The following is a 13,253-nucleotide window of genomic DNA, read 5'->3' on the forward strand; positions in this document are numbered from 1 at the left end:
TTATTATCTATTTGATCAATGCAGCACTCGGCTGCTCATCCAATGTAGTGTCATTTTCCTCTCCAGCCTTCAGCGCTGAAAACGATTGCAACTTCTGACCCTTGAAGTCAAACATCGTCAGGTTGCCCCAGTTATTCGGATGTCCAACAGACCACTCTTCCTTGCTAGGAATCCAGGCAGGCTCCCAGTAATAGAATCCCGCTCCTAGACCTCCGGGAACCTCACGAATAATCTGCAGCAAATCCTTCAGATAACGTGTCTGTCCTTCCACACTTGCCGGATACCCGGGCAGCAACAGTTCTTCCTGATTCAGAATCCACTCGTGACCTTCAGGCTGCTCCAATGTCCAAGGATAAGCGGTTTCAACAACATTGATTGGTTTGCCGTAGCGTTCAGCCAAGTCATGCAGATTATCCCGCAGTGCATCCAGTGTTCCATGCCACCATGGGTAATATGAGAGCCCAATGATATCGAACTCCACACCTAGCGCCTCAAACCGATCATAGAACCTGCGACTCTCCGCATTATCACCACCGCGGTCTATATGAATCATAATTTTGATTTCCGAATCAACGGATTTAACAGCAGCGATGCCATACTTCACAAGTCCAGCAAAACGCTCCCACTGTTCATCGGTATCATGCTCTTCCCCACCAACACGTCCTTCATCCCATAACATGCCAGGTGTTATTTCGTTCCCCACCTGCACCATGTCCGGCAATGCATCATGCTCCTTGAGTGTTCTCAGCACATCCGCCGTATAGGTACATACCTCGCGTTGTAGTTCCTCATAGGACAGCTTCTCCCATGCCTTCGGCTTCCATTGATTGGCTGGATCAGCCCAGCGATCCGAATAATGAAAATCCAGCAAAAATTGTAATCCTTGTTCCTTGATCCGTTTGGCTACCGCTACCGTCCGCTCCAGATTACAGAATCCGCCTACAGGATCATTCCAGATTCGCAATCGGATTGCATTGGCATCACCCAGCTTGAGAAGGGTCAGCAAGTCCGCCTGCTGCCCATGCTCATCACGATAGCTCCCACCATGCTGCTCAATTTCATCCATAAATGACACATCCATTCCGAGAACGAATGCCTCTTCCTTTAAATTGCTCACTTCATCAACCTCCGTTTAATTTAGATGCAGATTCAGCCTTTAACTGAACCCAAGGTCATACCTTTGACAAAGAAGCGCTGCAGGAATGGATACACAATGAGGATTGGCGCACTTCCAATAAAAATTTGTGCCGCTCTTACTGTGGTTTGAGAAATGGTTTCCATCTCTTTCGGGTTCATGGCCATCGTACTCATATCACGTTTGATAATTACGGTCTGCATAAAAGTGGCCAGCGGATAATCCTTGGCATTGTTCATGTAGAGCAATCCGTCAAACCATGAGTTCCAGTGAAACACCATGCTGAACAATGCAATCGTTGCGATAGATGGCATGGAAATCGGCAGGAAGATTCTGAACAACGTTCTGAAGTGATTGGCTCCATCCATCAGCGCCGCTTCCTCAAGCTCTTTCGGAATACCCCGGAAGAAGTTTAGCATCAGAATAACGAGGAAGGTGTTAACCGCTCCCGGAAGCACCAGCACCCAGAAGGAATCCATCAGGCCGATCTTCTGGATGACCATATAGAAGGGAACGAGTCCCCCATTGAAGATCATACTAAAAACAAAAATCCATGAATAGACGGTTCTTCCTTTAAATTCATTATTTTCTTTCGACAACGGGTACGCTGCCAAAAAGGTGATCAGCAACGTAATTCCCGTACCAATGACTGTCCGAAGCAAGGAAATCCAGAGAGAGTTTAGGAAAATGGGGTTATTCATCGTTTTTTTGTATGCTTCAAGTGAGAACCCTACCGGCCAGAGGTTAACGAGATTGGCATCTGCGGCAGCCTTGTTACTGAAGGATACAGCCAGAACGTGAATCATCGGTACAATACACATAATGGCAACCAAAATGAGAAAACAAATATTGATGACATTGAACACGCGATAAGGCGTTGATTTATGATACATCGTGGTCCCTTCTTTCTCTGTTCATTCGATTAGAATATGCGGTATCCGGCGTATTTTTTGGCTAAGCTGTATGATACAAGGATCAAGACCATGCTGATGACCGATTTAAATAATCCAATTGCGGTCGCGAAGCCCATCTCTCCGTTTTCCAGCGCCGAGCGATAAACGAATGTATCAATAATGTCGCCCGTTTGATATACGAGCGGGTTGTACAGATTGAAAATCTGATCGAACCCAGCGTTAAGCACGTTACCCAGTGCCAGTGTTCCAACCACCATCAGCATCGGTACAAGAGACGGGATGGTAATATGCAGTGTCTGTTTCCAGCGACCCGCTCCGTCAATCTCTGCTGCTTCATACAGCGCTGGGTTAATGCCGGCAAGGGCAGCCAAGAAGACAATCATGTTATAGCCGAATTCTTTCCACACATCCGTTAGAATGATCGTCGGTCGGAACCAGCTGTTATCTCCAAGGAAGAAATATGGCCCAAGTCCGAATGTTCCGAGTACCCGGTTCACCAGTCCTCCGGTGGATAACAGATCAATCAGAATTCCGCCCAAGATAACCCAAGACAAGAAGTGAGGCAGATACACCAAGGTTTGGATCGTTCGCTGGATCGCCATCTTGCGAACTTCATTCAACAAAATCGCGAACACAAACGGGACAAACAAGTTAAAAATGAGTTTGAGTACAGCAATGATCAGAGTATTCCATATGACTTGCAGGCTGTCTTCGCGTTCAAACAAATATCTAAAATTATCTAGCCCGACCCACTCCGAGCCGCTGATGCCGAGCCATGGTTTGTAGTTCTGAAATGCCATAACGATTCCGCCCATAGGCACATAGCTGAATATGATCAAAAAGATGATGGCTGGCAGCAGCATTACGTGAAATGGCCAAGTTCGTTTTAAAGTTCTCATGATTGCTCCCCCTGTAATTCTTCCTACTCAAGTGCTCCCTGAGTGGCTTATACTGCGATTATATCAACCGTTTGCATAGGTCAAACAGCACATAAAAGCAATATAAATGGCACAAAAGCAACCAGTTTGGACTCGCTGTCATTCCAGTCATTCATCCACTGCTGACCCGCACCTCCCCGAAGCAAATCAGGCTCTCATAACGACAAAAAAGCGTACAGACCTGGTTGGTCTGCACGCTGCTGTATCCTTATTTTTTCACACTGTCATACCATTCGTTGACCTCTTGTGTGATTTGGTCGCCGCCACCCGATTTCCACGTTTGTACAAATGTATCGAACGCATCTACCGGATTTTTGCCATAAATAATTTCGTTGAATGCTTGATTCTCAATTTTGTTCAGGTAGTCCAGCTTGGATTTCATTGTCGCTGTTGTAGGACCTGTGAACATGTTTTTGTAGGAGATTTCTTCCTGACTGAGCAACACTTTCGCTGCGGCAGGGGTCTCTTTACCGTAGTTGACAGCAACATCCTTCTCAAGCTTCGTCTCAGGCTCTTTGCCATCTGCCAGATTGAGCAGGGCTTTCATCTGAGCATCGGGAATACGGGCGCCGTCACGAACGAGCAAATAACGTACAACGTTCACATATCCGCCTTCAATTTGGTCAATCGGCAATTGTTTGCCATTGGCATCCAATTGATAGTCATACTTTGCAAATAGACCGTTATCATACTGGCTACCCGGTGCCGGGTCTGCATAATTGTCGAACAGGTAGTTCTCATACGTGAAGAACGCTTCAGGGTGCTCCATGTCTTTCTTGATCAGAATGACGCCGTTAACAAACTGTGTACCATGACGCATAGCTTTGCCTTCTGGACCGGTCGGGATTTCAATCGGTTTCCAAACGGCACTTGGCACATTTTTCACTGTATCCAGAAGCGGCCATCCACTCATCCAGTATGGACCTGGGATAATACCGGCTGTACCTGCCACTGCTGGCTCGGCTGTTTTGTTTTCATCCCACAATGCTGCTTCCTGCGGGATGTAACCTTTTTTGAGCCATTCGCTCAATTTGGTCAGACCTTGCTTCATGCCAGGATTGATGGAACCATACTCCAGCTTGCCGTCTTCAGCTACATTCCATTGGAACGGCAATGTTCCGTATGCACCAAAGATCCAGGATGGATCTCCCATCCATGTGTTCATGGATGTTTTGAAACCAATGCTGAGCGGAATGACTTTATCTGGAGCTAAGCCATCCGGATTTTGATTTTTGAACGCATCCATGACTTTTTCCAGTTCATCGATTGTTTTTGGCGCCTCCAGATTCAGCTTGTCCAGCCAGTCCTGGCGAATCCACAGCAGGTAATCATTGTTGTACGCATAGTCCAGTACGGGAATACCCATTCTTTTGCCGTCACGGCTATACTGGTTCCATACATTGGGATCCTGCTCCATCGCTTTTTTCCATGTGTCGGAAGCGTATTTGTCGAACAGCGGACCCGCTTCCTGGTACATGCCAGAATCAATCAGATCCTGTGCAAGCAGGTTGTCCCCTACCATTACCACTTCAGGCATCTCCTGACCGGATGACATAGCAAGACGAAGTTTTGTCGCAAATGCGTTGTTCGTATCCGTTACAGACCACAAGGATTTGATGTCGATGCCAAATTGATCTTTAGCCCACTTGGTTGCTACGTTATTTTCCATCGATTCGCCATTTTTGAATTTTAGCTCAGGATCAATTCCCCATGCCGTTGTAATCGTTACTGCAGGATCATATTTTTCTTTGTATTCGTTTTCAATAGCTGGCGTACTTGATGCCTCGCTATCTCCTCCGCTATTTCCTCCTGTACAGCCTGCAAGGACGCCGGTCAGACACACCGCCGTTGCGAGAAGCGACAGTAATCTCTTTTTCGTGGATTTCGCTCTCAATGTTGTTCCCCCTTCAATCATTTTGGTTACCCTTTCATTATAGGCCTGCCGGGTCTTTCAGCCTATGTCACGAAAACAAGATTTCTGCACCTTTGGCAACCTATATATTGGAATGATGTTGAAATTATGCCTGATCCCGATATTCATTCGGTGTCATGCCGTAATGTTTTTTGAACATTTTGCTGAAATATTGCGGATTTTGGTACCCCAGCTCACTGGTAATCTCGTATATCTTTTTGTTGGTGTTTTTGAGCAAATACAATGCACGCTCCATCCGCATGCGAATCATATAATCGCCCAGCCCCTCACCTGTCTCTGCTTTGTAGATCTTGGACAAATAAACGGGATGCAAATACACCTTGTCTGCGATCATCTTCACGGATAGATCCTGTCCTGCGTCTCTGGTTACCATCTCCTGAACCTGCTTGATGACGTGTCTGCGACTCTGCACGCCTTCCTGATCCGACAGCTCCTCCTGCAACTTGGCAAGCATCTCAGTCGCCCAGCGTCGAAGCTTGTCAGGTGATTGAATCAACTGATGTGCCAATAGCAGATCAAATCCCGCATGATCAATTTCATGTACAAGATGCCCCTGCTTGTGCGCAATGTACATAAAAGCATTCGTTACAGACAAATACATCTCATACACATGCTCTCTGGAGAGACATACACGGTCCGCTGCATCAAAGACAGCATTCAGTTTACGTGCCGCAGCCTCCCACTGTTTGGTTTCAAGCAATTGAGGCAGAACGGGTGGCTTATAGAGCTCTTCAAGCGCTTGAGCCGCATCGTTCTCCGATCGTTTGGACAGCTCTTTATCCATGTAAATGATTGTATTTTCCTCTGGACCCGATAGTACGAGTGATCCCAAACCTTTACGATAAGCGGTTGTCAGATCGGCAAATTGAAACGGTGCAGTAACCACCATGGATAGATCGCCTTGCAGATATCGAATGACATGCTCGCGGAAAGTCCCAACTGGCTGCTTCAGCTCATCCACATTCGTCTGAGCAGGCTCCGTCCAGTCCTGACTCTGTATCATCATGACCAAACTCTCATGAGGACCTCGTCCAAACCATACGTTGAATTGGGGACCAAACACCTCTTCGGCAATATTGCCAACCGCAAACTCCATCAAATCCAGTGATTGCTGGTCCATTGCCGAGAACCGGCCTGTAAGGCGAACCAACATCATAACTGCCGGTTGATCCGGCTGAAGCACAATCTCATACTTTTCAAGCTGTTCACCCAGTGCCCGTGCTGTGATCTCGCGGCCCAGCAACAGATCGTGCATCAAATTCTCCCGCAAAATTTTATAATCTGACTTCCGGCTGTATAACAACCGATGGTATTTATCAAATTCATCCCAATCATCCCGAAGGGACGTGATGGCAGCAGAGACCGAAGCCATAAATTCCTCATCGTTTACCGGCTTGAGAATATAATCGGCAGCCTGCAGCTGAATTGCTTTTTTGGCATATTGAAAATCACTATGCCCGGTAAGCAGAATACAGCGGATATGCGCCCATCGACTGCTTACCTCCTCAACCAGCTCCAGCCCAGACATGCCCGGCATTCGAATATCGGTCACCACAAGGTCCACTGCATTCTCTTCCAAGATCTGCAGCGCTTCCTTGCCAGATGCTGCACGCAAAACCGTCGTAACCCCGAGCTCGCCCCAAGGAATGGTCAATTCTAGACTTTCAGTTACATACGTTTCATCATCCACCAGTAAAATATCAATCAAGACAGTCACTCCCTATCTGCTTCGTTATGCAATGCATTCTTTCTATAGTTCTAATTCTGTGGTCATATGGCGTCTCTATTTCTATCCTTCTATTCAATAAGATGTTTTTCGTCAGTAGGCCAGGACAAGGTAACACGCAGCCCACCAAGCGGTGATTCCGTGACGCTAATTCCCGCCTGCTCCCCATACCTGAGCTGAAGACGCTGGTTAACGTTCCACAACCCACATCCCATCTCTTGGTCCATACCGCCTGTGAGTTTGTGGAGCAGCATCTGCCGGGCCAATTCATCCATACCTTGCCCGTCGTCATCTACGGTAAGAATCATCATGCCATTTCTCTGTTCTCCGGACACCCGTATTTCCCCAGCTTCGGCATCGGCTTCAATTCCATGAATGACCGCATTTTCCACCAGTGGCTGTACGATTAGAGGAGGCACCTCTTGCCTTAAGAGGTCTTCCGATAAGTCAATTTTGAAACGTATTCGGTCCATACGCATCTGCTGAATCTCCAGATAACAGGTGACGAACTCAATTTCCTCTGTGAGCGGTACCACATCACGCTCCTGCCTCGTCGTATACCGATAGTATCGGGACAGATTATGCGACATGGCAACGACGGCATCGACACGCTTCAGCTTGGCCATGCTCGTAATGAATGAGAAACAATTATAGAAAAAGTGTGGATTAATCTGCGATTGCAGCTGTTTCAGCCGGGCTTCACGCACATGAATCTGTTCCAGGTACACGTGTTCAAACAACTGCTGAATCTGCGCCACCATAGAGTTGAATCGTTCGGACAAAAAGCTGAATTCATTGCGTCCTTTGGGTGTAATTCGGACTGAATAATCCTCCTGCTTCAATCGTTGGAATCCACGAATCAACTGTTTGACAGGGACTTGGACCTGTACATATAACAGATAGGCTACGGCAAAGCTCATCAATAGCAGACAGATCATCGCTGAATAGAACAGTATATTGGATTGATGAATCGGCTTCAGAATAGCCGATAGTGGCATGTAATCGACCAGATACCAGCCAGTCGTGCTGGACTTTACCGTATTAACCATATAAGGCTCGCCGTTAATGACTACCGTCCGGTTATCCACATCCTTAAGCTTATCAATGGCCAGCTTGTCCATAAGCTGACCTGTCAGGGCACGATCCGAGGTTCGGTTATAGATGACCCCCGTCTCTTCCCGGTAATAAAATGGATCATGGCGACCATCGTCCTTGAATTTGTCCAACATATCTCGAATGTTGTCACTGTCGAATTCTAGTTTAATCACGGTTTGCGCATTGGCTGCGGGATCGCTAATGCCGTACGGAGATACGGTGATCCAGCTGAAGATGAATTTATCATCTTGCCCTTCCTGAGTCTTTCGAACATTCCATCCGGATGATATGTTGCCTCTCAGCGTCTGCTGATCATAATAGCCAGCATCTCTTTCAGAGATGACTCTGCCCAGCGTCGGCGAATAGAGGTACAATTTCGTTGTCCAGTTGGATGAACTCTCCTGGATGCTCAGCTTGTTCTGAATACGTTTAACCAAATTGATCGTATCCAGATCGAAATATTTACTGTCGGCGTAGATCCGCCGGAAGCTCGCAATATCGGGATCATGGATGAGCAGATTCGGCCACGAGGATAACAACTCGATGTGTGTGTTCACTTGATTCTGAAAAAATTCCAGTTGGTTACTGTTGGAGCGATTGAGTTCATCTCGCAGAACTGCTGTCGTTTTATGGTTGGAATACCAGTACAGCAGTACGACTGGAACCAGCATAATTAGAATTAAAATGACCATTTTGGAAAATAGATTCGTCCGGTATGACATCTGCTTACCTCACCTTGCCTTCATTAGTCAGTGAATCTAATTTTAACGATGAAAGCGTTAAACATAAACTATTTTTTCTGGGCGAATCCGCTCCACAGCTCATCTGTTATTCCTGACTTAATCTCTTTAAAGAGACTCTCTATATATCGTAAGCGTTACCATATACATACATAAAGGTGACAAAACCAACTTTTCTGCACTAATTGCAACTTCCATGCCAAAAAGAGCTGGCAATCGCCAGCTCCTTTCTAAACACTATATATTGATTAATTTCTTCTAATTCGCAATGCTCTTCTTATGTATTCATTCTATCTTGCTAACGCAAAATCATTATGGAATATCGTAGTCAAACACAGTGTTCTCTCCATCTACGGCGACATCCATTACAATATCGGTTAGCTTTCCTTTGACTTGCAGCGGGGAGGCAGCCAAACCGGAAAACGCCAGTTGACCTTTAAATGTTCCATGCGGCTCAATCTCTATATGCACAGGCTTCAGCTGGACAGATTGCAGGGATTCATAGAGCGGATCATCCTGGTGTTTGTAACTGCGGGCCAAGTCAGGCAAAAGCACAGCTGCTACAGGCTCTCTGGTGTAATTTTTGAGTGTCAGGTCACAGTTTACTCGTGTAATGCCATTTTCCAGTACATCATAGGTACAGGAGCTATCGTTTTGGACATAGGAAACACCATTGATACCGGATGCCCCCCATTTGGCTACATACATCAATTTATCCGTCATGTAGGAATAACTGAGAACAATAGCGAGAACGATCAGCCAGAGCCGTTTGGCCAGAACCGGATATAATGGCATGATTTCTTTGCGTGTAAGATAGTAGCTGCACGCTAATATACCCATTCCAAAAAATAACGTGATATGCACACCACTTACATAGGATGTGGTATAAGGCGACATGCCTATAGCAGACAACATCGTGTCCCCCACAGAGAAACCGAGGTGATGCTTAAACGTAAAAATGATGCCAAACAGCAATAACATCGCAGAGAACACAAGTCTGGTTCTCGACACACGAACACCCCCTAATCAACCACCTGATTATATCATATATTTCCTTATTATGGTTTACGATCCAAATAAAAAAAGACGCTCCGGTTTTTAACCGAAAACGTCTTTGGTTTTGCAACTCAATTCTACTTTTTCGACAGGAATGCGTCGAGCTGTTCTTGTTTAGCTGCAATGATTTTATCAATACCTGCGGCTTTCAGCTTCTCCAGATATTTCGGGATCATCTCGTTCGGATCTACTGCACCCGAGGTCATACCCGGTTTGAACTGTTTGTTCACGTTGTTGACCGCAGCAATTTCGTTTTTGACGGATTGGCTATTGAACGTAAAGCCCAGTGCAGGTGACTTAACGCCTTTGGCATTAAACTCCTTGAACTTTTCCCATTTCTGCGGATCTTCATTATCCCAGAGATAGTTCAGGAACTGGTTACCTAGCTGCCATTGTGCACCAGGATTATATGTGCGACTGTTCGCATCTACACCTTCCGGCAAGGTAATAATGTTGTCCTGGCCGTCTTTCTTCACATAATGTGTGCCTTCAATTCCGAAGTTGAGCAAGTTGTTGATTTCTTTGTCGGAATGCAGCAGGTTAATGACTTGCATCGCCTTCTCCGGCTGCTCAGAGGAACGGGAGATCGCCAGCATCGCACCGGAAGCATCCCCGGTTGTAATCGTAGGCTGTGTCATCTCGATCTGGGTCAATGGATATCCGACATACCCTTCTTCTTCCTTATCCTTGCCCGGCTTCATGCCATCGGTCCACAGGAAGGCCTTGCCTGCCTTCGCCTGATCTTTCGGGAATACATTGGAAGTTGCTGCATCACTGTTAATGTATCCAGCCTGATACCACTTGCGTGCAAGCTCAGCCGCTTCCTTGAATTCAGGGGTCTCCACTTCATTCAGTACCGTCGTTGTACCCGCTGTTTTGGAGATGACGCCTGGAACGGATGCATCACCAAGATAATCCCAGTCCAGATTTTCTAACAGCCCGTTACCATTGGTATTGGACATATAGAATGGAGTGATGCCTGGTTCGTTTTCCTTGATTGTTTTGAGCAGCGGCTCCAGGTCAGCCCATGTTTTTACTGCGGTCAGATCGAGCTTGTATTTGTCAGCCAGATCTTTGCGTACGAGTACACCACGCGTCGCAGCTAACTCCTTGTTGGTAGGAACGCCATAGTTTACGCCATCCACCTGAGAACCTTCCAGAAAGGCTGGATCGAGATTTTTCTTGATATCCTGCCCATACTTGTCAAGTAGATCATTGAGCGGCAAGAAAGCTCCTTTTGCCACATTGACCGTATAATTTTGCCAAGCCGCTGTGAAAATAATGTCTGATTTTTCGCCGGAAGAGATCATAAGATTCAGCTTGTTATCCCACTGACCCCAGTCGATCGCATTAATCTTGAGTGTTGCCCCAATCTTTGGCTCCATCTTTTTGTTGATCTCGGCTTCCACCAGAGCTACATCTTTCTGTGGTGTCCCTGGATAATACAACGTCACTTCATAGGGCTTGCCCCCAGTCTCCGCTCCACCGCCACCCTGTGCTTCCGGTGTTGTTCCGCCTTTGTCTGATGAGCAACCTGCCAGCACCAGGCTCAGCGCCATAACTGCTGCCGCGAAACGCGGCCATACCTTAAACGTTCTAACCAAGTGAACCCCTCCCGTCATATGTTGGACCCTGCAACCGATTGCCCCAATTCGCACTGTTCCCCAATCTGCAAAAGTCCGTTCGCTTGCCGGCCCTCCGGCGTGTCTGTACTCGCTGCTTTTTGTATATGCCCTCTCAGGTCCATCTTCGATTATCCGTTGCCCTCTCCGCTAACCGGCCGGAGTTACCCCTTCACTGCGCCTACGGTTAGGCCTTTGATGAAATACCGCTGGAAGAATGGATATGCCAGTACGATTGGACCAATACCGACAACAGCCATCGCCATCTGCAGTGTTTTATTCGGCAGATTCAGCAATCCGCCCTGTGACGAAATCTGTGAAGAGACATTGGAGTTGGATGTTAAATATTGAATATCGAGCAGCGTCCGGTACATAAGGTACTGAAGACTGATCGTCCGGTTATCAGATATAAAAATCATGCTGAGATACCAGTCGTTCCAGTAATTCAATGTGCTGAACAGTGCAACAGTCGCCATCACCGGAAGGGAGAGCGGAAGCACGATACGTGTAAACGTTCTCAATTCACCCGCTCCATCAATCCGTGCCGATTCAAGAATCGATACCGGAATGGAATTGGCGAAGAACGTACGCATGACCAGCACGAAGAACGGTGACAACAGCAGCGGCATGATCAGTGCCAGAATCGAGTTTTTCAAATCCAGTACGTTTACATAGACGAGATACCACGGGACCAGACCGCCATTGAACAGCATGGTGAAAAAGATGAAAAAGGCGAACCACCCACGATACGGCAAATCTCTTCGGGAAAGCGGATATGCGTACAATGCAGTCAGCGCAACACTCGTTATTGTACCTATCACGGTTACTATAATTGAAATGCCATAGGAATGGATGATCTGATCCATGTCCTTGAACAGAAACTCATAGGCAGTCAGGCTAAACTTCTCCGGAATCAGCTTATACCCGTTCGCAATGACCGTCGTCTCGTCCGAGAATGAGATCGCGAAGACAAGCAGGATCGGCACGATGCAGGCAATGGCATAGAATATAAACATAGCGTGTATGACAGACGCGGAACGCCGCGACACGGCTAATGGATCACGTGATTTCACAGCTGGCTTGCCTCCTCTCAAAATAATGCATTATCTTTGTCCATTCTCCTAACGATGGTATTGGATACGAGAACAAGTACAAATCCGACAACAGCCTGATACAGCCCGGCTGCCGAGGACATCCCGATATCGCCTCCAATAAGGAAGGTTCGGTACACATACGTATCCAGAACGTTCGTAACCGGGAACAATGCGCCCGATTCCAGCGGAACCTGGTAGAACAGACTGAAATCCGCGTAGAAAATACGACCGATCTGCAGCAATGTCATAATCACGATCAGCGGTACGAGAAACGGAACGGTAATGAAGCGAATCTGATGCCACTTGCTCGCGCCATCCAGCACGGCTGCTTCATAATATTCCTCATCGATGCCTACCACTGCTGCCAGATAAATGACGGCATAATAACCGATATTCTTCCATGTGTTCACCAGTGGCAAAATGTACGGCCAATACTTGGGCTCCGAATACCAGTCAATTGGTTGTCCGCCAAAGAGCTGAAGAATCGTTGAGTTCATGAAACCCGAATCCTTGCCGAGAAACGCGAGCACCAGATAGCTGACTACAATCATCGACAGAAAATACGGAAGCAGCATGAGTGACTGATACAATTTGGACATCGCCTTGTTTTTCACTTCATTCAACAAAATCGCAAGCCCTACACCTACAAATAAATTCAGCGCAATAAATACCGTGTTATAGGCGAGCGTATTACGTGTGATCTCCCAAGCATCGCTGGTGGAGAATAAATACTTGAAATTATCCCAGCCGCTCCACGGACTGCCCCAAATACCGTCGGCATAGTTTACATTTTTGAATGCAATCAGAACGCCAAACATCGGCATATAGTTGTTCACCAGCAGAAATAGAATGCCTGGCAAAAACATGAGATACAAAACCTTGAATTTACCTAGATTGTACAGGACAGACTTTCGTTTTCGAACCGGTATGTCCCTTCCATCCGAAAGACGTGCTGCCTTACCCGCCTGGGGTTGTGTCTTCATAACTTGTTCTCCCTCAC

General features: G+C 46.8%; 10 protein-coding genes. All 10 read right to left on the reverse strand.

Annotated elements, in window-relative coordinates; translation table 11 throughout:
- Positions 1–7 precede the first annotated feature (7 nt).
- The 10 genes from A6049_RS11205 to A6049_RS11250 all read right to left on the reverse strand — a co-directional run bounded on the left by A6049_RS11205 (position 8) and on the right by A6049_RS11250 (position 13,236).
- Complete coding sequence (locus tag A6049_RS11205) at positions 8–1,117, reverse strand: glycoside hydrolase family 53 protein (RefSeq protein ID WP_095206053.1); 1,110 nt, start codon at positions 1,115–1,117, stop codon at positions 8–10.
- A 32-nt stretch (positions 1,118–1,149) separates the two neighbouring features.
- The gene (locus tag A6049_RS11210; RefSeq protein ID WP_063564726.1) at positions 1,150–2,028 is read right to left on the reverse strand and encodes a carbohydrate ABC transporter permease; all 879 of its coding nucleotides are present in this window, start codon (positions 2,026–2,028) and stop codon (positions 1,150–1,152) included.
- A 29-nt stretch (positions 2,029–2,057) separates the two neighbouring features.
- Positions 2,058–2,948, reverse strand: coding sequence for an ABC transporter permease (locus A6049_RS11215; RefSeq protein WP_062321959.1), 891 nt, complete (start codon positions 2,946–2,948; stop codon positions 2,058–2,060).
- A 247-nt stretch (positions 2,949–3,195) separates the two neighbouring features.
- Positions 3,196–4,881, reverse strand: a complete 1,686-nt coding sequence (locus A6049_RS11220) for a type 2 periplasmic-binding domain-containing protein (RefSeq protein ID WP_063564727.1) — start codon at positions 4,879–4,881, stop codon at positions 3,196–3,198.
- Positions 4,882–5,005: 124 nt separating this feature from the next.
- Positions 5,006–6,628: a response regulator gene (locus A6049_RS11225; protein ID WP_063564728.1), complete on the reverse strand. Its 1,623-nt coding sequence runs from the start codon at positions 6,626–6,628 to the stop codon at positions 5,006–5,008.
- An 89-nt stretch (positions 6,629–6,717) separates the two neighbouring features.
- Positions 6,718–8,463, reverse strand: a complete 1,746-nt coding sequence (locus tag A6049_RS11230) for a sensor histidine kinase (RefSeq protein ID WP_063564729.1) — start codon at positions 8,461–8,463, stop codon at positions 6,718–6,720.
- A gap of 330 nt (positions 8,464–8,793) precedes the next feature.
- On the reverse strand, positions 8,794–9,492 hold the full coding sequence (locus A6049_RS11235; protein ID WP_063564730.1) for a hypothetical protein: 699 nt from the start codon (positions 9,490–9,492) through the stop codon (positions 8,794–8,796).
- A 122-nt stretch (positions 9,493–9,614) separates the two neighbouring features.
- Complete coding sequence (locus A6049_RS11240; protein WP_063564731.1) at positions 9,615–11,141, reverse strand: ABC transporter substrate-binding protein; 1,527 nt, start codon at positions 11,139–11,141, stop codon at positions 9,615–9,617.
- A gap of 182 nt (positions 11,142–11,323) precedes the next feature.
- On the reverse strand, positions 11,324–12,232 hold the full coding sequence (locus A6049_RS11245; RefSeq protein WP_063564732.1) for a carbohydrate ABC transporter permease: 909 nt from the start codon (positions 12,230–12,232) through the stop codon (positions 11,324–11,326).
- Positions 12,233–12,249: 17 nt separating this feature from the next.
- Positions 12,250–13,236, reverse strand: a complete 987-nt coding sequence (locus tag A6049_RS11250; protein WP_063564733.1) for an ABC transporter permease — start codon at positions 13,234–13,236, stop codon at positions 12,250–12,252.
- Between the last annotated feature and the right edge of the window lie 17 nt (positions 13,237–13,253).

It is taken from the genome of Paenibacillus sp. O199, from assembly GCF_001636635.1.
GTDB lineage: Bacteria > Bacillota > Bacilli > Paenibacillales > Paenibacillaceae > Paenibacillus > Paenibacillus marchantiae.